Genomic DNA, 24,996 nt, shown 5'->3' with positions numbered 1-24,996 from the left:
TTGCTATAATATAGTAAAAAGTAAGTGGAGTGTGAGGAAGTGGAGAAGAAAATTGTAAAGGATATTTTGTTTTTATCTCAGGTGTCTCAGCCGGCAAGTCAGGAAGACCTTTATCTTGCTAGAGATTTGCAGGATACGCTTTTAGCAAATCGTGAGACTTGTGTCGGTCTGGCTGCCAATATGATTGGGGTGCAGAAGCGCGTGATTATCTTTAATCTTGGCTTGGTTCCTGTGGTCATGTTTAACCCAGTGCTCCTGTCCTCTGAAGGAGTTTATGAGACAGAGGAAGGTTGTTTGTCCTTGACAGGTGTGAGACCTACTAAGCGTTATGAAATCATAAGGGTTGCCTATTGTGACAGCAAGTGGCAGGAACAGACCATTACTTTGACAGGCTTCCCGGCTCAGATTTGCCAGCATGAACTGGATCACTTGGAAGGACGAATCATTTAGGAGGAAAGCAAATGAAACGAATAGTCTTTGAACTTATTTTTATCGCAACGACCTGGTATATCTTTTTACCGCCTCTTAACCTGACCAGCTGGGAATTTCTCTTTTTCCTCTGTGGGCATTTGCTGGTTGTAGCAATCTTATTTGGCTTTGGCAAGGGAATCAATCTGGTCAAAACAGTTCATGTGCGCCACGGCAAGGCGGAAGCTGCCTTAAATCTTGAGGGTTTCAAAATCAATCGGTTAGGGAAAATCCTTTTAGCTTCTATTGGAGGAATTCTTCTCTTAGCAGCCTTGGTTTCCTTGGTAACTTCTAGCATTTTTCAGGCTAAAAATTATGCCAATGTAGTCACGGTTACGGAAAAAGACTTTACTGATTTTCCTAAGACTGACACCAGTAAGGTTCCTATCTTAGATAGAAGTACCGCTGAAAAAATTGGTGACCGCTACTTGGGTTCCCTAACAGATAAGGTATCGCAGTACGTAGCGGCAGATACCTATACCCAATTGACGATTGATGGGAAGCCTTATCGGGTTACACCCTTAGAATACGCAGATCCTATCAAGTGGTTTAATAATCAGGCCAAGGGAATCGGCGAGTATATCAAGGTAGACATGGTGACTGGAAATGCGGACTTGGTGGACTTGAAGACACCAATCAAGTATTCGGATTCGGAGTATTTTAACCGTGATGTCAAGCGTCACCTGCGCTTGAAGTACCCAACTAAAATCTTCAAGACTCCATCTTTTGAGGTGGACGATGAAGGTAATCCTTTCTATGTGGCTACGGTTTACCAAAAGCAATTTGGACTTGCGGTTCCCCGTCCTGTTTCAGTCATTATCTTGGATGCTACAAATGGAGAAACCAAGGAATACAGCTTATCAGAAGTCCCAGAATGGGTAGACAGGGTCTATCCAGCTGAGGAAACCATTGAGCAAATCAACTACAACGGCAAGTACAAGGACGGTTTCTGGAATGCTATGATTTCCAAGAAAAACGTGACCCAGACTACCAAGGGCTATAATTACTTGTCTATCGGCAATGACATCTATCTCTACACAGGTGTGACGTCGGCCAATGCAGATGAAAGTAATCTTGGTTTTATCCTAGAAAATATGCGAACAGGAGAAATCACTAAGTACAGCTTGGCTTCTGCGACCGAAGAATCAGCCCGTGAATCAGCCGAAGGTGCTGTTCAGGAGAAATCCTACAAGGCAACCTTCCCAATCCTCATCAACCTCAATGACAAGCCTCTCTACATCATGGGCTTGAAGGACAATGCTGGTTTGGTCAAAGAGTACGCCTTGGTTGATGCAGTCGAGTACCAAAATGTTATCGTAGCTACGACAGTGGAAGAACTGCTCAGCAAGTACGCCAATAAAAACGACCTTGAAATTGATAATGAAACAACAGAAAGCATTAAGGGTGTGGTGGCAGACCTCAAATCAGCTGTTATCAAGGGCGACACCGTATATTTCTTTAAAGTTGATGGCAAGATATACAAAGTCAAGGCCTCAGTCTCAGATGACCTTCCTTACCTTGAAAATGGTAAAACCTTCGAAGGTCAAGTAGGAAAAGACAACTATCTCAAGACCTTTAAAGTACAGTAATACTCTACGAAAATCTCTTCAAACCACGTCAACTTTATCTGCAACCTCAAAGCTGTGCTTTGAGCAACCTGCGGCTAGTTTCCTAGTTTGCTCTTTGATTTTCATTGAGTATAAAAAAGCTTTATTTAAGAAGTATATGTTATAATAAGGTAAATTAAGCCTAATGGAGGACAAAGAAATGGGTTTTTATGTGATGCTTGCTTCAATGCTACTCGGACTGCTCGCTTTGAAGATAGGTTTTTCTCAGTTCAAGGAGAAAAAAGATAAATTCTTATCTATCTTAACAAGTTTAGCTGGCCTAGCCCTTGTTCTCGTGGCTGTCTGGTTAGGATGGCCAAAATAAATAGAGAAGCCTCGGTCAAACCGAGGTTTTTCAGATGAATTTCTTGGTAGTGGCAAAAAAATATGCTACACTATCAATATGAAAATTTTAATCCCAACAGCAAAAGAAATGAACACAGACTTGCCAAGTATTGAAGCCACTCCTTTAAAACCAGAAAGTCAGGCCGTGCTGGATGCCTTGGCTCTCTATTCTGCTAGTCAATTGGAGAGTTTTTACAAGGTATCAGCCGAGAAGGCGGCGGAAGAATTTCAAAATATCCAAGCTTTAAAAAACAAAACTGCTCAACACTACCCAGCCTTGAAACTTTTTGATGGGCTCATGTACCGCCATATCAAGAGAGATAAGTTGACCGAGGCAGAACAAGCCTATCTTGAAAATCATGTCTTCATTACCTCGGCCTTGTACGGTGTTGTTCCAGCCTTGTCACCTATGGCCCCTCACCGTTTGGACTTTTTGATGAAGTTAAAAGTCGCTGGTAAGACTTTGAAGAGCCATTGGAAGGCAGCCTATGATGAGGCTATGAATGGTGAAGACCTAATTTTCTCTCTCTTGTCGTCAGAGTTTGAGACTGTATTTTCTAAGGAAATCAGAGAAAAGATGGTGACCTTTAAATTTATGGAGGACAAGGGTGGTCAGCTGAAAATTCATTCAACCATTTCCAAGAAAGCGCGTGGTGCCTTCCTAACATCTCTAATAGAAAATCAAGTACAAACTGTGGAGGAAGCACGTCGCTTGAACTTTGCCGGATTTGCCTACCGAGAAGATTTGTCACAACCACAGGAATTGGTTTTTGTTAAGGAAGTTTAGAAATCAGATAAGAGAAAAAGTCAGCAGGATTATGCTGACTTTTTTCTAGCTTATAAAGTATTGGACAAATGAATCTCATTTGATAAAGTATTAAGATGATTAACCAAATCCATTATTGACAGATGATTTTGACAAATAAACTTCTTGGTAATTCCTGGAATATAGAAATTAGACACGATGATATCATAACCTGTCTGATTTAAAATCTCAGGACTCGTTTCCAATTCATCCCAAGTATCGAAGGTAAAGCGGTTATTACAGTAGTAGGAAAGCATATCAACAAAGGTAAGGGATATAGCATGGTCAAAATTACTGATAATCAAAACCTTGATAGGTGGTCGATTTTCTAACAACTGAGTAGAGAGGTTTTCAGCATGGGTTAAGATGGTGTACATCAAGTGTTCCAACTGTTCAGGATGGTCATGCTGTCCAATCGCCTGACGGTATTGGGCTAGTTCTTGACGTGCACTCCCCATAAAGTCTGGGAAGTAAACTTCAAATTTTTTAATCGTCAATGCTTTTTGTTCAAATAAGATTGGGGTAGAAAAGATTTCCTGTCTTTCAAAGAAAGCAGTGTTGTGTAAATGCCAAATCAGCTCATCGTGGTTAGTAAAAGTAATCTTATATTGTTTTGCTAGGCGTTCTAATATTTGACTAAGTAATTGGTAAGAGTATCTTGCTTCACTGTTCTCTTCTAAAGAGTTGAAGAATTCTTGAGGATCTAAGAAAAGATTGTCTTGAATAAAGGATATAAAAATTTGGGCAATGATATCTGGGGTGATTTCCAGTCCCAGTTTTTCAGAAAAATGGACAAGTATCTCCTCAAAGTTTGGAATACTCATCAAAAGAGGGTAGTATTCATCGTAGAAATGATTTGGTAAGTCGATGAAATGACCGTTTTTAATGCGGTAAATACTGATGGCTATCATCAATTTGTACATTCTATAGATTGAAAATCGCATCGGGTAATTCGTGATTTTATAGAAGAAATCAGCAAACTCTGTTAAATCCTCTTCAGGAAGGTCAGGAAAAGGCCAGTCTAGGAAATAATAGCGCTCAGAAAAATATTGGGCAAAAAAATAGCGAATATCGATTTCATTCCCACGTATTTCGGATGGAGTAAATGATAGTTCAATTTGGAATTGAGTTGACAGAGTTTTTGTAATATTTCTGCCCAATCGATAGAGGTTGGCATTACTAGAGTGAAGATTTTCTATTGTTCGATAAATAGGTAGGCCCTCATTAAAAAACATATACTCTAGTAATCGAAAAGATTGAGAATGAGCAAGAAAATATTGATAAACATCTTCAACGCTAGTATTAACTTCTAAATCTATCATAATTCCGTTAACAGAAGACTGGATATCGATAGTTGGAAAGGCAGCACGCAATTCATTTAAATCACTTTTTAAGATTCGTTCAGTACATCCTAATTCGTCGGCAAGTTCATGTAATTTCATCCAATCACGATGTTGGATTAGGGTTTCCATTAAACGTAATTGTCGCTGATCTTTCGTAGATAAAAGGTTACGCATATAGGTATTTTCCTCCTATTTTCATTATATCATATTATTGTCTAAAGTGTACAAAAATGTCGGAGTAGAAAAAGCGTCTGAATTAGTCAGAAAAATTAGAATAATATAAGTGGCTTTTAGGTACAAAAAGAGAATATATTAATTGTATAGAAAATATTGATTTATATATCAAATAGTTGTAGAGTGAGAACTATAAAATACTATCTAGGAGTTCACAATGAAACATTCACATAAAAAATCATTTGACTGGTATAGCTTGCAACAAAGATACTCCATTCGGAAATATCACTTTGGTGCAGCGAGTGTTTTGCTCGGAACAGCCTTGGTCTTGGGAACTGCTGCTAATGCTCAAGCGGTACAAGCAGAAGAACAAAAATCAGAAGCTACTAACAGTGTTTCTGTCGATAAGGTAGAAGAAGCTACCAAACCAGCAGAAGTTTCTACAGTTAAGAAAGAAACGACCTACGCAGCTCCAACGGTTGCTAATCCAGTAGAAGTAACTCCAGCTAAATCTGAAGATGCTAAAGCACCAGCAGAAAAAGTTGAAGAAGCTAAAATTCAGAGAGAAGAAGTATCTTCTAAAAATGCTGTTGATAAGTCAAAATTATCAGCGGCCCTTTTGCGCGCAGAAAAATTGGAGATTAAACTGTACACTGAAGAAAGTGTAAAGCGTCTTCAATCTAGTATACAATCTGCTAAAGAATTACTAAATAAAGCAGATGTGACAGAATCAGAATTATCTCAAGCAGAGTCTGAACTTCAGGCTGCAGTTATTGCTTTGGAACTTAGAGGGGCGACTACGACTAAAGTTATTGATAAAACTGAAGTAGTGAGCAAAATTGAATCTGCTGAAAAGAAAAATGCAGAATCAAAAGTAGCTGAACAAACTTCTGAAGTAGACAAAGAGTCAGAAGAAAAAGATAAAATTGCCTTAAAACCTGTAAAGGGGCTTCGAGTTGAAGATGCAAAGGCAAATAAAAAAGGCGGGTGGAATATTCCGTTAGATCAAGAAGCACGCTTAAGATTAAAGAGTGCTATTGAGGCTCATGCCGCACAAGGTAGTTCGCGTCGTCGGAAACGTGCTATCGGAGATTTGGATTATACCTTCAAGAAAGTTATGACCCCAGTTAATCCAGGTTTCTACGCAGATGCCAAGAGTGTTGATGAGTTAACAGTTAACCCAGACTATATAAATGAAACAGTTGTCAACGTTTGGTATAAAGACTTAGGTTATATCAATTTAGTCGACAAAGATGGACATTACATCAATTCAAATGGTGAAGTAGTAGAAAATAAAGAAGCGGCTGTCCGTAGACAATACAAAAATGATTTTAATGACACAACAAGAGCAGATGTAACTGAAATTCCTAATGCACCAGTTGGTTGGAAAATTAGTGACAATCAATCTATTCGTGGATATGATGCAGAAACAAAAACTATTGATCCAAACGACGATAATGATTTAGATGCTGTTGGTAAAGACTCTAATGTAGTCATTGAAAAAGAAAATCAAAAAGCTGTCATCCGTTACGTAAGCACTAACGGTAACCGTGTTCTCACAACAGATGAAGTAACAGGTAAGTCAGGAGAAGCCATTGCCTACAGCACAACAAGTCAAATCAATGAATTCATGCAACAAGGCTATAACCTTGTTAGCGATGAATTCACAGCGGGTGGTGCTAAGGTTTATGACTACGATACAGCACGTGACCAAGTCTACACTGTAACTCTTTCAGAACGTGTTGAACCAGTTAATCCAGATAACCCAACTCCACAACCAAACACACCAGTTAATCCAGGACAACCAGATAGCCCACGTTGGCCAGGAACCGTTGAAAACTTGGATAACAAGGAAAGTGTTAGCCGTACCATCCATTACGTTTACGAAGATGGAAGTAAGGCTAAGGATGATGTAGTTGAAACACTGAACTTCAAACGTTGGAGTCGTATTAACCTAGTGACTGGTCATATTGACTTCCAAGACTGGACAACCAATGATGATACGTTTGATAAAGTGGTTTCTCCAACTATCGCAGGTTACACAGCGGATAAATCAGAAATTCCAGCTGTAAGCGGAGTGAAGGCTAAAGACCAAGACCGTGTTGAAACAGTTACTTACCGTAAGGATGCTCAAAAAGCTGTTATCCGTTACGTAAGCACTAACGGTAACCGTGTTCTCACAACAGATGAAGTAACAGGTAAGTCAGGAGAAGCCATTGCCTACAGCACAACAAGTCAAATCACAGAATTCAAGAAACAAGGCTATAACCTTGTTAGTGATGAATTCACAGCGGGTGGTGCGAAGGTTTATGACTACGATACAGCACGTGACCAAGTCTACACTGTAACCCTTTCAGAACGTGTCGAACGTGTAACACCGAAAGATCCTAAACCACAACCCAACACACCAGTCAATCCAGGACAACCAAATACACCAAATTGGCCAGGTACTGTTGAGAGAATGGAGAAATTGACCCAAACAATAAGTCGTCGTATTAATTTCCGTTACTACACAAATGGGAAAGCTGCGTATGGATCAATTGATCAACATATCAGTTATGAACGAAATGCACTTGTGAATTTGGTTTCTGGTGATATTAATTATGAACAATGGAAGATTAAGGCTATTAAGAACCAAGACATTGTAGCTCCAGTAGCATCTCAACCAGCTGTTTCAACTCCAACGGTTGTCAACAATAGTGAATCAAGAGTTGCTAGATCATCTAGAAGCAGACGAGCATTGTCAGAAGTAGCTCCTGTTTTAGAAAATACTTTAGCTACACAAGTTCATAATTCTCAAGTGTCTCCATTAGGTTTAACTGTGACAGAAAATGGTGAGCGTTCTGTACGCCGTTCATCAAGAGGTAAACGTGCTGCTGTAGCGGAATCAACTACTTCAAATAATTCAGAAGCGGATTCATCTGTTAATGCTGTCTTCAAAGCTGTACGAACTCCTATTACACCAAAATACTATGCTACTGTGAATAAAGTAGGGACGATGGAGGTTAATCCAAATTCTCCTCAAGATACAGAAGTTAATGTTGACTTGAAAGAAATGGGACGCATTGTTGCAGTTAATGAAAAAGGTCAATATATAAATGCCGAAGGTGAGGTCGTTAAAAATATTGACGATGCACTATATAAGTATTATGATAACGATCCTAATGACGCTACTAGAGCAGGCATTACAAAGATACCAGATGCACCACATTTTTATGCTTTCCATAAAGAACAACCAAATGTCTGGGGATATAGCATAACGGATAGAACAGTTGATCCAAATGATGATTCAGATCCTGACCGTATCGGTAAGAATACATTAATTTCTTATGATGCAATTATTGATCCAGTGTCTAAGGAAACAAACCAAACGGTAAGCTTTACTGGTGCAGGTTCTGAAACTCCTAAAGATAATGTTCAAAATGACTTTGTCTTCAAGGGGTCATATAATGAAGCAACTAAAGAAACAACTTGGGAAAACAAGAACCATACCTATGGAACAGTTAAAGTACCAGTTGTGACAGGATATTTTGCTGATAAAGCAGAAGCTGGTGCTAAGACAGTTACGCCAGATTCACCAAAAGCAACAGATACAGTTACATATAAAGCTTTGGGTAAAATCATTCCAGTAGATGCTTCTGGAAATGTGATTGCAAATGCTCCTCAACCACAATACCTGAATGATGCAAATGATCCTCGTAAAGCTGGAGAAACAGCAGTACCTGAAATTGTAGGCTACAAACCAGAGCGTACAAGTGTTACACCTGAAAATCCAGGTGAAGATACAAAGGTAACTTACGTCAAGACAGATCAAGTTGCAGTAGTTCGTTATATAGATATGGATAATAAGGATGAGGTCGTTCATACAGACAATATTACTGGTAAATCTGGAGAAAAGATTGCCTATACGACAGAAACTGTTTTGAAATCGTTGATTGAAAAAGGGTACTTATTGAAGGAAGATGGTTTCCCTACAGATGCAACTTTTGATACAGATGAAACAAAAGTTCAAGAATATACAGTTCTATTGAAACATAAGATTACTGTTAAAAAAGATACTCCAAAACTTGTGGAAAGAACGATTCATTATGTATTTGCAGATGGTACAAAAGCAAGTGAAGATCACCATGATCAAGTAAGCTTTTCACGTATGTTAAGTATCGATAATGTAACAGGTAAAACTACAAGTACATCTTGGGTTTCTGAAGATGGGGTAACAAGTTTTGACGAAGTGATATCTCCAAGCATTGCAGGATACAATCCTGATCTTGCTAAGGTAGATTCGGTTCAAGGAATTACAGCAGAAACTGAAAATCAAGTTGTAACTGTAACTTATAGAAATGTTCAACCAATTCCACAAGTTACACCAACTCCAATTCCGACTCCAACCCCAACCCCACAAGTTACGCCGGATCCAGTACCGACTCCAACTCCAACTCCACAAGTTACGCCGAATCCAGTACCGACCCCAACTCCGGATCAAACTCCAACCCCGGTACCGAGCCCAACTCCACAAGTTACGCCAACTCCAGTTCCAACCTCTACCCCAGCTCCAAAAGTGCCATCAGCAGTTCCAACTCCAAACTCAGCTCCAAAAGAGGAGAAAAAAGAACTTCCAAAAACTGCGGGTCACTCTTCTGGTATGGCTCAAGTTCTAGGAGTGCTTGGCCTAATTGCTGGATTTAGTTTAGTTGGAAAAGCAAAAAGAGATGAATAAAATCAAAACAAAACTCTAGACAACAAAATATTGTAAGTGTAGTGTTTTAGGGAGTGAGAATGTATGTCAATACAGCATCAATTCCACTCCCTTTTTTATCATAAAATAGTTAGAGAGAAAAAATATGTATTCAAGAGTAAAACGGAATCAAATGAATAAGGTAAACAAGTATTCCATTAGAAAATCAAGTTTTGGTGCAGTATCTGTTGCTGTAGCTGCCTTGATGGTTTTTGGTGCTTATTCAGGTGTGAGTGCAGATGAACAGAAAGTAGATTCACATCGAACTGAAAAAGAGGAACAAAAAGTCTCTGAAAAACCTGACGAGACTAAGCAAAAAAATTCAGAGGAAAAAATAGCAGAATTACCTTCAACTCTTCAAGCTCCAGTTTTGGAAAAAGAAGAATTAGATATCAATGCCCTTCTAAAGAAGGAAGCAGAGTCTAAAGTGGCAGCTGAGACAAAAATTTCTGACTCAAAAGAATTCACTTTTAAAGAAGTTAAGTCTAGTGAAGAAAAAACTACCTCACCTACTTCAAGTGAGAAGGTAAAAGAAGAAAAATCAGTCGAAAAAACTACCTTGGAACAGGTTGTATCAGAAGCAGAAGTTTTAAATCAAGTTGCTGTTCGTTATGCTCAAGAAGCAGATCGTAAAGTTGAAGAAAAAGCCTTGGTTCAAGAAGCTGTTAAGGCAGCCACCATTCAGATTTCACAATCAAAAGCCTTATTAAAAGATTCATCTGTTAGTGCAGAAAATCTTAAGACTCAATTAAATCAACTGTATTCAGCTATCGAAACAGTGTATACTGAGTTGCAACGTGCAGGACATGGCAAGAAAATTAGCGCTAGTCTATCGCCAATTCAAACACAAGATGTAGCTATCGATAATGGAAATATTATTGCCAATGGTACAATCGACATGGCGGACCGTGTGACTTCAACAGGTATTGCTGATTATCGTTTCCAATTAAAATTTAAAAATGGTGCCTATCATAAGGGGGATATCTTCACAATTGGTTTGAAGGAATTACCGCAAGACAATAATCTTCCTCAAAAATTGGTTGCTGAAGGTAAAGTATTTGCAGAACGAGTGAGTCTGGTTCAGAAAAATGATAATGCCAAAGCTGGAAGCCTTTCATACTGGGCTTCACGTGGAGATCGTGACGTTGCTTTGGACACAAAAGAATCATGGGATTTAGTTGACAAAGGGAGTCATATTGAAGCAACATACCGTTTTACTGACGAAATTGAACGCTTAGATGATGTTACTTTTGAACTTCAATACAGAGGTGGAATTCGTTATCCTCGAGTGAACGTGGATAAGTCTGTAACTGGTGTTATTTCAGTTAATGGTCAAAATGTAGTCACTAAGAATTACACTGTGATTAAAACAGATATAGGAGCACCTAAAGTTTATGATACACCAGCTACAGCTAACTTCACAGGTGATGTGATGTTGGATGATGATGGTAGTATCAAAACATATAACAGCACTCTTCGTATCGGAACATGGAAATCAAACTTTAGTGCAGGGACCCGTTTCACCGTTCGTATCAATGATACAGAATTCAATAAGTTTGCTACTGTCGGTGAATTTGTTGAACGTGGTGCCCACAATGTCGAAATGATAAATACTAGCCCTGATACATCAAGAACAAGGGTAAATCGTCATAATGTTATTTTGGAGGCGCCTCGTGAAGAACCAGGTCAACATGCCAAATTTAAGATTCTTAAGGCTGCTGATAATGAATTAACCTTTGAACTCGTTTCTGGAAAGATGTTGGCTGGAAGAACCTATGTATTACGTACAAAAGACTTTGGAGTTGACCGTGTTCCGACAAGTCACACAGTTAATTATCTGAATGAAGCTAGAAATGGTTTTAAATCGAATGTTCCAGGGACATTGACAGTGGTTGATGCCAAAGGTAAAAATCTTACAGACCAATACGAACAAGCTGCTGATTCTGACTGGAAAATTGCTAACCCAGATATGGTTAGAACAGATGGACGCCTTGTATATGGAGATGTAGCTGTTCGCTTCGTTGATACTCAAGGGAAAATGCTTCTTCCTGCCATTGCAGCGGTGGAAAATGGAGGTATCCTTCAAGACAAATTCACTACTGTAAGACCATCTACCAAAATTGATACTAGCTATGTAGCTACTTTGGAGAGAAATACAACTGAGACAGAAGTTCAAGAAAACAAAGGAATTCAAACAACATCTATCACAGCACCTTATTTATTGCATTCACCAAATGGTAAATATTATGTCTTCAAAGAGTATGCACAGAATGATCGTTTCTATAGCAATACGAAGACATCTGGTACGATTACACGAGCTCAAGCCAACGTGGTAGCTGTGTACGAAGAAGCTAAATTTGGTAAAGTTGATATTCAGTATCGTGATAAAACAAGTCAAGCTATTTTAGAAACATTCAATACACCACATGATAAGAGTTCAAATCTCATTAACTTGTTGGGAAATAACTATGATGTGACTGCTAAAGTTCCTGAACGTTTCGAAAAAGATGGTGTAGTATATGTCTTGTCACAAACACCTGCTAATAGTAAGGGACATTTGACACAGGCTGATATCCATGTTGTTTATGATTATCTTGCTCAACAAAAAGCACAGGTTAAATACCTCAATCAAACAGAAACAAGTCCTAAAGTTTTAGGAAATGTGGATAGTGTAGTTGGTCTTCCAGGTGAAACAATTGCTTATAATTCAAAAACTCGTATTAATCAATACCTAAAACAAGGATATGAATTAGTACATGACGGTTTTGCAAATGCTAATGATAAACGCTTTGACAGTGAAAAACAAACTGATCAAGTATTCTCAGTTCAATTAATCGAAAAAGTTATGACTGTCACAGCAGATGATCCTAAACCAATTGCTGGAAATCCATTGGTAGCAGGAGATGCATTGTCACCTGTTTGGCCTAAATCGGTTGAAAACTTAGATACACTGAGAAAAATGACCAAGCAGACCATTCACTACAAATATCTAAAAGATGGTAAAAAAGCTTTCAAAGATGTAGTTCGATCTGTAGTTTTTGAAAGAGTGGCGAGAGTTAACCTCGTTACTGGTGCAGTTATTTATGATAATTGGAAAATCACAAGAATTGATGATAAACCAGTAGCGTCAGTGGATACGACTGTTCATAAACCAAATGTCACTCCACAAGGAGTAACAACTATTGCAGCAACTCCTTCTAGTCTAGGGAATGGAATTTCTATCAAACCAGTTTTGACTGTTCCGAATCCAGTTGTTGCATCATCACCAATTGTTGCAAAACCCGTTGTACCGGTCAAGCCAGTAACACCGGTTAAACCAGCAGTGTCAACTCCGGCCAAGCCAGCGCCTGTCGTTAAACCAAAACCGGTAGCACCAGTAACACCTGTCAAACCAGTAGTTTCGACACCAGTAACTCCAGCGCCTGTTGCCACACCACAACCAGTTGCTCCAGTGAAACCAGTAGCACCTGCACCGGTAACACCTGTTAAACCAGTAGTATCTACTCCAGCTACACCAACACCAGCTGTGCAACCAAAGCCGGTAGCGACTACTGATTCAAAACCTAGCTTAACTCCAGCTGAAGCCTTGGCTGCAATTAAACCAACAGATTTTTCTTCACAAACATCTGTTAATAAGAAAACAGAGACAACACCTGTTCCTGGTGGAACGGCTACGACTACAACTACAACGACAACCACTGTTACCTCAAATGCGGCAACAGCAGGTCCAACAACACCGATTGTCACTATCACGACAAATGAGACCGAAACTCATTCAGAGGTGACAAGTGTCATTCATACTGGTACTACCAGCCACACGCATGTAGTCGGAGTTGTTACAAAACCAAATGTAGTTGTTACTCATCCAAAACCAAGTGTTCAGCCTAAACCGCATTTAACGAGACCTCATCATGGACCAGTACACCATGTTCCTTCACGTCCAGGTAAACAAGTTAAACCAATTAGAACTGGACCAGGAACTCGTGGTCATGCTAGAAGACATCGCTAAATATAAAGTGTTAATACTGATTTAACTAGTAGGATAGTATTAGATAGCACAAAAAATGAGCAACTTAAAATTAAAAGTTGCTCATTTTGATATTAAAGACTTTTTAAACTATCTATTTTTTACTGAAACGCTGCAACCAAGTCTTGAGCTTGTTTTTCAAGTGAATTTAGGACTGTTTCTTCTAGAACTAATTTTCCATCTGCCCAAGCAGAGTCATTAACACGTGCAGCCGTGAAATCACCAACGACTTGTGTACGGATAAATGGCAAGAGGTCCTTGTAGATAGCAAAGAGTTGATCGTGACCTGCATTGGCTACAGATGATACTGTGAAAAACTTGTCTTGAAGGGCAGAAGCGCCACGTGTATCAGACAAGTCAAGAGCACGAGATAGCCAGTCAAGCAAGTTTTTCACTGGCCCAGGAATTGAGTGATTATAAACTGGTGAGAAAATCCAGATAGCATCCGCAGCGAGAACTGCTTCACGAGCAGCAGCTACAGCTGGATGAGTTGGAACTTCCAAATCTTGGCTGAAGAGAGGTACAGCTGAGTAATCAAGATAGCTAACTTCTGCTTTACCAGCAAGTGCTTTCTCAGCTTCGAGAGCCATTTGGTGGTTGAAAGAACCTTGACGTAGTGAACCGACGATAAATAATACTTTTTTAGACATGATGTGTCTCCTTTTTTTAAATTTACGAGAATTTTCTCGTTGTTATAAAATATATTACAACAAAACAAGACAACTTGCAAGGAATTTGCTCAGAGTTTATTTGAAAATTAAAAAATTACAGAAGCTCTAGTCAGTTGTCACTGGAAAAGTAAGAACTGTTTCTCTTAGATTACGGGTTTCATTTGATTTTCGAAGAGTATTCCTATATTCTCTTGTAATATGATGACATAAGTGCTAAAATAAACAAGAAAACTCGCAATAGAAACCGCAGAACAGCTATTTTCCGGTATCATTTCATAAATCATTAAAGGAACAATAATGGCATTGAAGAATGCTTCTAAAAGGGGTGGAGATCATGTAAGGCAAAGATTAACAAGTGACGGACAAAAGAAATAATAATACACTTGTTAAGGAGAAAAGATGTTAATAAGAAATTATCGGAAAAATATTGGCCTGATGGCCGGAGTTGAGTTTTTTGCATTTCTAGGGATTACCAGTTTTTGGATTCTCTTTCTCAGTCAAAATGGAATGTCTCTTTGGCAGATTGGACTTCTGGAGAGTATTTTTCATACGACCAGTCTTCTCTGTGAAATTCCATCTGGAATGTTAGCTGATCGTTATTCCTATAAGACCAACCTTTATTTAAGTCGTATAGCAGGAATTATGTCTTCTATTCTCATGTTGGCTGGTCAGGGAAATTTTTGGATTTATGCACTAGCAATGGCGGTGAGTGCCTTGTCTTATAATTTTGATTCAGGAACAAGTGCAGCAATGGTCTATGACTCGGCTGTAGAGGCTGGGCTAAAGGAGCGCTATCTATCCATTTCAAGTTTCATGTCAGGAGTAGCCGAAGGAACTCGTTCTTTGGGGACAGTGTTGGCGGGATTTTTTGTCCATGGTCAATTGCACCTGACCTACTATATCATGATTGCCACTTCTATCATAGTTCTTGTCTTGATTTGGATGCTGAAAGAGCCCAGTGTCAAGCTAGAAAAAACTGACAGTGTGACCATGAAACAGATTATTTGGACTGTTAAGGAAGAGTTGGAGAGAAATCCCATGCTCTTCAACTGGATGATTTTGTCTCAGATTGTTGGTACACTCATGTGCATGTTTTATTTTTACTATCAAAATCAGTTACCAGATTTAAGTAGTTGGCAAATTTCAGCAGTTATGCTACTTGGAAGTCTCTTGAATATCGTCGCAGTCTATCTAGCGAGTAAGATTGGAAAGATATATGCCGCCTTGAAGCTTTTCCCTATTCTCGTCCTGCTGACTGGAGTTACCTACCTGCTGTCCTACTTTGGAACACCTCTAATCTATATTTTGGTTTATTTGATTAGTAATGCTCTATATGCTCTTTTTCAGCCGATTTTTGATAATGATTTGCAAGAGCGGCTCCCAAGTGAAGTAAGGGCAACCATGCTGAGTGTCTACTCTATGATGTTTAGTCTAAGTATGATTGTGTTCTTCCCACTGACAGGCTGGTTGATTGACAATTTAGGCTTTGTAGTAACATTTCTTTATCTAGGATCCTTTTTAGTCATGATTAGCCTTCTACTGACTATCTTTTTAGGAAAAATGGCTAAAAGAATGGATGATAAAGTGATTCCATAGATCAAAAAAATTACGAAAACTTGAGTACTAAGCTCAGGTTTTTTAATAGGTTGATTTTGGAGCTGTCTTTACTTTTCTTGCTCGGTTTTAACTAAGAAAAATCGGTTTACTTTGAAGGAAGAAATAGAATTGGTTTCTTATACTCAATGAAAATCAAAGAGCAAACTAGGAAGCTAGCCGCAGACAGTACTTGGGTACGGCAAGGCGAAGCTGACGTGGTTTGAATTTGATTTTCGAAGAGTATTCTTGCATTCACTTGTAATAAAGCCCAATAGATGGTAAAATAGACGAGTGAAAACAAGACAAAATAAAGCAAAAAATAATCTACTGTGGCAGTATGGTCTAGGGATGACGATTTTGTTTGTGGTTATCAGTGCTTCCTTTCTGTATCTGGTTTCTCTTAGCATGAAACCTTATCAAACAGCTAAAAGTGAAGGAGAAAAATTAGCTCAGCAGTATGCAGGATTAGAGCAGGCTGATCAGGTTGATTTATATAATGGCTTGGAATCTTATTACAGCGTTCTTGGTCGTAATAAACAGCAAGAAGCGCTTGCTGTTCTGATTGGAAAAGATAATCATAAGATTTACGTTTATCAGCTAAATCAGGGTATTTCACAAGAAAAAGCAGAAGCTGTTTCGAAGGAAAAAGGAGCTGGCGAGATTGACAAGATTACCTTTGGCCGTTATCAAGAAAAGCCAATCTGGGAAGTCAAGTCAGGCTCTGATTTTTATCTAGTAGATTTTGAAACCGGAGCATTGGTCAATAAGGAGGGCTTATGAAACTATCCAACCGTGTTTTAGAAATGGAAGAAAGTGTTACTTTAGCTAGTGATGCGAGAGCAAAAAAATTAAAAGCTCAAGGTAAGGATGTCCTTTTCTTGACCTTAGGACAACCAGATTTTCACACTCCTGAAAATATTCAGGATGCAGCAGTTAAAGCTATTCGAGAAGGACAGGCTTCCTTCTATACAGTAGCTTCAGGCCTACCAGAATTAAAAGTTGCGGTGAATACCTACTTCGAGCGCTACTATGGCTATTCTGTCGCAAGTAACGAGGTTACCTTTGCTACAGGTGCCAAGTTCTCCCTCTATACCTTCTTTATGGCTGTAATCAATCCTTTAGATGAGGTTATTATTCCAACTCCATACTGGGTTAGTTATGGAGACCAAGTCAAGATGGCAGAAGGGATTCCAGTTTTTGTTCAAGCTAAAGAAGACAATGATTTTAAAGTCACAGTGGATCAACTAGAACTAGTTAGGACAGATAAGACAAAGGTTTTGGTTCTCAATTCACCATCTAATCCGACTGGTATGATCTATACTCGTGAAGAATTACTAGCTATCGGAAATTGGGCAGTTGAGCATGACATTCTGATTTTAGCAGATGATATATACGGTCGCCTTGTTTATAATGGAAATGAATTTGTTCCAATCTCAAGTCTATCAGAAGCAATTCGCAAGCAAACCATTGTTATCAACGGTGTATCTAAGGCCTATGCTATGACAGGTTGGCGGGTAGGTTATGCAGTGGGTGATCCAGAAATCATTGCTGCTATGAGCAAATTGACAGGTCAAACAACTTCTAACCTAACTGCTGTTTCACAATATGCAACCATCGAAGCCCTAACTGGACCGCAAGATTCTGTGGAAGTTATGCGTCAAGCATTTGAAGAACGTCTCAATACCATCTATCCACTCTTGTGTGAAGTCCCTGGTTTTGAAGTCGTTAAGCCACAAGGAGCCTTCTATCTCTTTCCAAATGTTAAAAAAGCCATGGAGATGAAAGGTTATGCGGATGTGACTGACTTTACAACAGCTATTCTTGAGGAAGTTGGTTTGGCACTCATAACAGGAGCAGGCTTTGGAGCGCCAGAAAATGTGCGCCTCAGCTATGCGACAGACCTAGACACGCTTAAAGAAGCAGTTAAACGCTTGAAAGCATTTATGGAAAAATAAAAGAATAAAAGAAAAGGAAAAATAATGACAAAACGTGTAACGATTATTGATGTAAAAGACTATGTTGGTCAGGAAGTGACGATTGGCGCTTGGGTTGCCAACAAATCAGGAAAAGGGAAAATCGCCTTCTTGCAATTGCGTGATGGAACAGCCTTCTTCCAAGGTGTGGCTTTTAAACCAAACTTTGTAGAAAAATTTGGTGAAGAAGTGGGACTTGAGAAGTTTGATGTTATCAAACGCTTGAGCCAAGAAACGTCTGTTTATGTGACAGGAATTGTCAAAGAAGACGAACGTTCTAAGTTTGGCTATGAGTTGGACATTACAGACATCGAAGTAATCGGTGAATCTCAAGACTACCCAATCACACCAAAAGAACACGGAACAGACTTCTTGATGGACAACCGTCACTTGTGGCTCCGTTCTCGTAAGCAAGTAGCGGTGATGCAAATCCGTAACGCTATCATTTATGCAACTTATGAATTCTTTGACAAGAACGGCTTCATGAAGTTTGATAGCCCAATTTTGTCAGGAAATGCTGCAGAAGATTCAACTGAACTCTTTGAAACGGACTACTTCGGAACGCCAGCCTACTTGAGCCAGTCAGGTCAGCTTTACCTAGAAGCAGGTGCTATGGCTCTTGGTCGTGTATTTGACTTTGGTCCCGTATTCCGTGCTGAAAAATCAAAAACACGTCGTCACTTGACTGAGTTCTGGATGATGGACGCAGAGTACTCATACTTGACACATGATGAGTCGCTTGACTTGCAAGAAGCTTATGTGAAAGCTCTTCTACAAGGTGTTCTTGATCGTGCGCCTCAAGCCTTAGAAACCTTGGAACGTGATACAGAACTCTTGAAACGCTACATTGCAGAGCCATTCAAACGCATCACTTACGATCAAGCTATTGACCTCTTGCAAGAGCATGAGAATGATGAAGATGCTGACTACGAACATCTTGAGCATGGTGATGACTTTGGTTCACCACATGAAACGTGGATTTCAAACCACTTTGGTGTGCCAACATTTGTCATGAACTATCCAGCAGCCATCAAGGCCTTCTACATGAAACCAGTTCCTGAAAATCCAGAGCGCGTGCTTTGTGCAGATTTGCTTGCACCAGAAGGTTATGGAGAAATCATCGGTGGGTCTATGCGTGAGGAAGACTACGATGCATTAGTTGCTAAGATGGATGAACTTGGCATGGATCGTACAGAATATGAATTCTACCTTGACCTTCGTAAATACGGTACAGTTCCACACGGAGGATTTGGTATCGGTATCGAACGTATGGTAACCTTCGCAGCAGGAACAAAACACATCCGTGAAGCTATTCCATTCCCACGTATGTTGCACCGTATTAAACCGTAACTAAAGTTATTATAGTTAAAGAAGATGATTCGTCATCTTTTTTTAGATGTTAAAATCGAAGAAATAGAATAGATTCCTTTTTGATATCAAGGTTTATTGTTTTCTATTTTGTATTTTTATGCAATATATATATATATATATCCAAGTATTCTTAGAAATAGTTTGATGATATTGATTTTTTTTGTACCCAGTGCACAAAAATAATATAAAATAATCGAGTATAAACGCGATATTTTTATGGACAAGTTGGTTTTATTTATGATAAAATAATAGAGGTACTTTTATAAAAACCAACATATAGAGTTATATGTAAACGTAAAGCTTTTAGATTAAGATAAAAAGGAGAAAACATGTATTCAAGAATGGAAAAATACCATGGTAGAAGAGCCCAGCGCTTTTCTATTCGTAAGTATAGCTTTGGTGCGGCTAGTGTTCTTTTGGGGACTGCTCTTCTGTTAGGAGCAAACGCTGTTAAAGCTGATGAAACAAGTACTGCTTCTGCAAAAACTCCAGAAGTTACAAATTCTGATAAACAGAAATCTGATTCTGGTCCTACGACACCCGTTGTTGAAGAACTTCCAGAATTAAAGATTGATGCTGTAAAAGCAGATGAAAAACCTGAAGTTAAAGAAGAAGCTAAAACTGAAGCTAAACCTGTAGCAGAAAAAGAAGTTGCAGATAAAGCTGCAACAGAAAAATCTGATAAAGAGCAAGCTGCCAAAAAAGAAGTAGCTAAAGAAAAAACTGATAAAAAAACGGATGAAAAAGCTACAACAGAAAAAGCACAAGATGAAGTGAAGACAGTTCTTACTCAATTGACTTCAGAAGCTGATGTTATGGCAACAGTAGCCTCAAACTTCTCAGATAAAGAAGTGAAAGATGAAGCAGCGAAAAAAGAACTTGCGGTTACAATCGAGGCAGTTCAGCTTGAAGCAGCTAATGCTAATAATTTGCTTTCATCTGATGCTTCTAAAGACCAAATGGTAGCTCAAGTGAATCGTCTTTCTGCCGCAATTGAAGCAGTTTATGCTGAAATGAAACGTGCTGGCCATGCAGGTAAAGTTGAAGCTGTATTAGATGGTGCAGCAACTCAAGACCAAAAAATCGTAGGAAAAGATGTTGTTAAAGATGGAGAAAAAGTTAAATCTTTAACAAATGGTTATATTACGATGAATGCTGATAATACAACTCCTAAAGCATGGGGATTTGATTCAACAATTGATACTTCAGATTTACAAGCAGGTACAATTACAAAAATTGAAGTTACAAACTTAGCAGAGTTTGGTGCTGCCTTCCCTGCAGGAAAAGAAATTACAGCAGCAGATGGAACAGTAATCGGTAAAGTTAAATCTATAGACTATAGAACTTCAACAGGAAACAACAATAACAAATCTACACCATATTGGGCGCAACGTACTCAACGTGGAATGACTTATGACCAACGTGTTGCTGAACAACCAGCTGTTGCTAATGAAACGGGTACATATACTTACAACATTGAGTGGAACGCGAAAGTGAAAGATTATCCTATTGTTTCATTTGGTGCTGAAAACCTATCAGGTGGTGGATACTTAGCTCCACAAATTTCAAAAGACACTCCGTATACAGCAACTATTAAAATTGATGGAAGAACAGTTGTTGAACATACGTATACACGTAAAGGTCAGAAAGCAAGTTTCTCAAAACAAGGAACATCAGCTTCATTAAGATCAAATAATGGTTTAACATATGTTTCTAATGAATTGAAAGGTAAGAGTGATACTCTAGAGATTAATACAGATTCAGATATCCGTTATGGAGTAGGTTCTAAATTTACTATTAAATTACCTAATTCTGAATTTACAGAATTTAAAGAACTTGAAGGAAGTACTAACTTTGTAAATGGATTAAATACAGCATCTACTATTAATCCTAACAAAGGAGATAGTATTACTTACCGTCTTGCTAACCGTTGGGCTAATGTTAAAGCTAACGAAAACAACGTTTGGATTCTTCAAGATGGTCGTGAAGGTGGATTTACATTAACTCCAAAATTAATCTCTCCAACAGAATTAGAGGTAACTGTAACAGAAGGATACATCCAAGAAGGTTCTAATATCTCGCTATCTCTTCAATCTTTAGGTGTAGAGAAAGTAATTAAAAATAAAACTTTAACAAATGAATTCTCTAATGTTACGTATAATGAATTTGGGCTTATTACAGGAGGAACAGCAGGAAACGATAAGACTGCAGCTACTCTTACAGTATCAGGTGGAACATCTATTAACGGTGAAAAAGAAGAAGTTACTACAAAAGTTGCAAATGGTTGGGAAATCAACGCATCTGGAACACCTCTAGGAGAACCACCAACAGGAGCAGTAGTAATAGAGCTTAAAGATCTTGAGACTGGTAAAACTATAGGGCATGCTACTACTAAATACGATGGTAATCGTCCTTTAAATGAAGATGGTACAAAGGATAATACTAATGTTCTAGGTAAAAAATACAATGTATCTGAATATATTCCTCCATTAATAAAAGAAGTAGATGGAGAAGAGTACATCCTTGCAAACATCCCTACAACAGGAATTGAAGGTACATTAAGTGTAACGAACACTAGAGTTCGTGATTTATATTCTACTGAAGAATTGAAAAAGAATGGACTTAATGCATCAGCTTATGTTACGCCTGTAGATTACAATTATGTTAAGAAAACAAAAGTAGAAGAAGTAAACCGTACAATTAAGTATGTGTATGCTGATGATGCACCAGGTCTTGCAGGACAACAAGTATTTGATCCAACGACTCAGACTGTAAGCTATAAAGGAACTGTTAAGACAAATGCTGAAGGTAAAGCAGAAATTGGTTCAAATGATAAACCAATCTATATTAACTGGACAGGTATTGGAGATACAAATCTTCCAGAAGTAACTGTGCCTCAAAAAGAAGGATACATTGCAAGTGTAGAAAAAGTTCCTGTACAGGCTACAACAGCAACAGATGAAGATTACGAATATGTAGTAACCTACTCACCAATCCAAAAAGCTAAAACAACATTTGTTTACCAAGACAAAGATGGTAATGTAAAAGAGGTTGAAGGAAATACACCGGTAACTGAAACAGGTAAAGGTGGAGACAAGCTTACAAAAGCAGATGAAATCGCTGCGAAAATCAAAGAAGCTCAAAATAAAGGATATGAATTAGTATCTAATACATACCCAACAGACGAAGTATTCGATAAAGATGTTAACACTGACCAAGAGTTCACAGTAACACTTAAAGAACGTGTTGTACCAGTTACACCAGATCAACCAAAAACACCAGGAACTCCAGTAGATCCAAATAACCCAGACGGACCTAAATACCCAGCTGGCTTGGAAGAAAAAGATCTAAACAAAACAGTAACACGTACAATAACATACGTATACGAAGATGGCACTCCAGTATTAAACGAAGATGGCACTCCAAAAACAGTAACACAAGAAGCTAAATTCACTCGTGAAGCTAAGGTCAACTTAGTAACAGGTGAAGTCACATACGGAGATTGGACTCCAGCTCAAGACTTAGCTGAAGTTAAATCACCAGTAGTTAAAGGATACTTAGCTGATAAAGCAACTGTACCAACTACAAAAGTAACTGCAGACTCAGAAGATACTACAGAAGTTGTAACATATAAACCATTAGGTTCATGGATTCCAAACATTCCAGGTCAACCAACAAACCCAATTAAGTATCCAAATGATCCAACAGATCCAACAAAACCAGGACAACCAACAGAAGTAGTACCGTACGTCCCAGGCTACACACCTAAGGATAAAGATGGTAATCCGTTGAAACCAGTAGATCCAAACGATCCAACTAAAGGTTATGAAGTACCAAGTATCCCAACTAACCCAGGTGAGGATACACCGATTAACTATATGAAGGATACACAAAAAGCTAAAACGACTTTCGTAGATGAAAAAGGAAATCCAATTCCAGGTGTTGACGCTATTACTGAAGAAGGTGACTCAGATACACCACTTACAAAAGAGGCTGATGTAAAAGCGAAAATCAAAGAACTTGAAAACAAAGGATATGAATTAGTTTCTAATACATACCCAGAAGGTGGTAAGTTCGATAAAGATAAAGACACTGATCAAGAGTTTAAAGTAACGTTTAAAGAACGTGTTGTACCAGTTACACCAGATCAACCAAAAACACCAGGAACTCCAGTAGATCCAAATAACCCAGACGGCCCTAAATACCCAGCTGGTTTGGAAGAAAAAGATCTAAACAAAACTGTCACACGTACAATTACTTATGTTTACGAAGATGGAACTCCAGTATTAAACGAAGATGGAACTCCAAAAACAGTAACACAAGAAGCTAAATTCACACGTGAAGCGAAAGTTAACTTGGTTACAGGTGAGGTTACATACGGAGATTGGACACCAGCTCAAGACTTGGCTGAAGTGAAGTCACCAGTAGTTAAAGGATACTTAGCTGATAAAGCAACAGTACCAACTACAAAAGTAACTGCAGACTCAGAAAACACTACAGAAGTGGTAACATACAAACCACTAGGATCATGGATTCCAAACATCCCAGGACAACCAACAAATCCAATCAAGTATCCAAATGATCCAACAGATCCAACCAAACCAGGACAACCAACAGAAGTAGTACCATATGTACCAGGATATACTCCAAAAGATGGAAATGGTCAACCACTTAAACCGGTAGATCCAAACGATCCAACTAAAGGTTATGAAGTACCAAATGTCCCAACAGATCCAGGAAAAGATACAGTAATTAACTATGAAGCAAATGACGCTAACCTAGTAGTTAAACATGTAGATGAAAATGGAAAAGAACTTAAACCTACAGAAACAACAAAAGGAAAAGTAGGAGATGAGTACACTACAGAAGGAAAAGTGATTGACGGATACGTATTAGTACGAGTAGAAGGTGAAGCGAAAGGTAAGATTGGTAAAGACGGTTCAACAGTAACTTATGTTTACAAGCCACTTGGTTCATGGGTACCAAACATCCCAGGACAACCAACAGACCCAATCAAGTATCCAAACGATCCAACAGATCCAACCAAACCAGGCAAGGATAAACCAGTTCTTCCGTACGTGCCAGGATACACACCTAAGGATAAAGATGGTAATCCGTTGAAACCAGTAGATCCAAACGATCCAACCAAAGGATATGAAGTACCAAGTATTCCAGCAGATCCAAGTCAAGATACACCAATCAACTACGTAGCAAACAAAGCTAACCTAGTAGTTAAATATGTAGATGAAAAAGGCAAAGACATTCTTCCTGCAGAAACTACAGAAGGTAAAGTAGGCGATGAGTACGCTACAAGTGGAAAAGTTATCAAAGGTTATGTACTTGTTCGTGTAGATGGAGAAGCGAAAGGTAAGATTGGTAAAGATGGTTCAACAGTAACTTATGTTTACAAACCACTAGGATCATGGGTACCAAACATCCCAGGTCAACCAACAGACCCAATCAAGTATCCAAACGATCCAACAGATCCAACCAAACCAGGCAATGATAAACCAGTTCTTCCATACGTGCCAGGATACACACCTAAGGATAAAGACGGTAATCCGTTGAAACCAGTAGATCCAAACGATCCAACTAAAGGATATGAAGTACCAAGTATTCCAACAGATCCAGGTCAAGATACACCAATCAACTACGTAGCGAACAAAGCTAACCTAGTAGTTAAATATGTAGATGAAAAAGGCAAAGACCTTCTTCCTGCAGAGACTACAGAAGGTAAAGTAGGCGATGAGTACGCTACAAGTGGAAAAGTTATCAAGGGTTATGTTCTTGTTCGTGTAGATGGAGAAGCGAAAGGTAAGATTGGTAAAGATGGTTCAACAGTAACTTATGTTTACAAACCACTAGGATCATGGGTACCAAA

General features: G+C 38.7%; 13 protein-coding genes. 11 read left to right on the top strand and 2 right to left on the bottom strand.

Annotated elements, in window-relative coordinates:
• The first annotated feature begins 39 nt into the window (after positions 1-39).
• From B7697_RS01980 to yaaA, 4 genes are all read left to right on the top strand, one after another.
• Positions 40-450, top strand: coding sequence for a peptide deformylase (locus B7697_RS01980; protein WP_000412230.1), 411 nt, complete (start codon positions 40-42; stop codon positions 448-450).
• Between the two features lie 11 nt (positions 451-461).
• A complete protein-coding gene (locus B7697_RS01975; protein ID WP_000822852.1) occupies positions 462-2,057 on the top strand; it encodes a hypothetical protein in 1,596 nt (531 codons plus the stop codon).
• 178 nt (positions 2,058-2,235) lie between these two features.
• The gene (locus tag B7697_RS01965; RefSeq protein WP_000508321.1) at positions 2,236-2,400 is read left to right on the top strand and encodes a YczI family protein; all 165 of its coding nucleotides are present in this window, start codon (positions 2,236-2,238) and stop codon (positions 2,398-2,400) included.
• Positions 2,401-2,478: 78 nt separating this feature from the next.
• Positions 2,479-3,207 carry a peroxide stress protein YaaA gene (yaaA, locus tag B7697_RS01960; protein ID WP_084950075.1) on the top strand — a complete coding sequence of 243 codons (729 nt, stop codon included), beginning with the start codon at positions 2,479-2,481 and terminating at the stop codon, positions 3,205-3,207.
• Positions 3,208-3,257: 50 nt separating this feature from the next.
• Here the strand turns inward: yaaA and pclR are convergent, their stop codons facing one another.
• Positions 3,258-4,742 (bottom strand): virulence transcriptional activator PclR, encoded by a 1,485-nt coding sequence (pclR, locus tag B7697_RS01955; RefSeq protein WP_084950073.1) that lies wholly within the window; start codon positions 4,740-4,742, stop codon positions 3,258-3,260.
• A gap of 217 nt (positions 4,743-4,959) precedes the next feature.
• Here pclR and B7697_RS09325 point away from each other — a divergent pair, with 217 nt between their 5' ends.
• Positions 4,960-9,459, top strand: coding sequence for a mucin-binding protein (locus B7697_RS09325; protein ID WP_158086282.1), 4,500 nt, complete (start codon positions 4,960-4,962; stop codon positions 9,457-9,459).
• Positions 9,460-9,610: 151 nt separating this feature from the next.
• Positions 9,611-13,486, top strand: coding sequence for a mucin-binding protein (locus B7697_RS01940; protein WP_084950071.1), 3,876 nt, complete (start codon positions 9,611-9,613; stop codon positions 13,484-13,486).
• A gap of 119 nt (positions 13,487-13,605) precedes the next feature.
• On the opposite strand, the gene B7697_RS01935 is transcribed toward B7697_RS01940, so the two are convergent.
• Positions 13,606-14,154 carry an NADPH-dependent FMN reductase gene (locus tag B7697_RS01935; protein WP_084950070.1) on the bottom strand — a complete coding sequence of 183 codons (549 nt, stop codon included), beginning with the start codon at positions 14,152-14,154 and terminating at the stop codon, positions 13,606-13,608.
• 420 nt (positions 14,155-14,574) lie between these two features.
• Between B7697_RS01935 and B7697_RS01930 the strand changes: the two genes are divergently transcribed.
• From B7697_RS01930 to B7697_RS01905, 5 genes are all read left to right on the top strand, one after another.
• Positions 14,575-15,771, top strand: coding sequence for an MFS transporter (locus B7697_RS01930; protein WP_084950068.1), 1,197 nt, complete (start codon positions 14,575-14,577; stop codon positions 15,769-15,771).
• A 291-nt stretch (positions 15,772-16,062) separates the two neighbouring features.
• Positions 16,063-16,551 carry a cell wall elongation regulator TseB-like domain-containing protein gene (locus B7697_RS01920; protein WP_192851459.1) on the top strand — a complete coding sequence of 163 codons (489 nt, stop codon included), beginning with the start codon at positions 16,063-16,065 and terminating at the stop codon, positions 16,549-16,551.
• Entirely contained in the window at positions 16,548-17,726 is a 1,179-nt protein-coding gene (locus B7697_RS01915) for a pyridoxal phosphate-dependent aminotransferase (protein WP_084950066.1), read from the top strand. Before B7697_RS01920 ends, B7697_RS01915 begins: the two co-directional genes overlap by 4 nt.
• Positions 17,727-17,750: 24 nt before the next feature.
• Positions 17,751-19,094 carry an asparagine--tRNA ligase gene (asnS, locus tag B7697_RS01910; protein WP_084950064.1) on the top strand — a complete coding sequence of 448 codons (1,344 nt, stop codon included), beginning with the start codon at positions 17,751-17,753 and terminating at the stop codon, positions 19,092-19,094.
• Positions 19,095-19,444: 350 nt separating this feature from the next.
• On the top strand, positions 19,445-24,996 hold a 5,552-nt coding region (locus B7697_RS01905), incomplete at its 3' end, for a mucin-binding protein (protein WP_084950062.1).

The organism is Streptococcus mitis (assembly GCF_002096895.1).
GTDB classification, from domain to species: Bacteria; Bacillota; Bacilli; order Lactobacillales; family Streptococcaceae; genus Streptococcus; species Streptococcus mitis_AH.
This window is presented reverse-complemented; position numbering and strand designations above follow the sequence as displayed.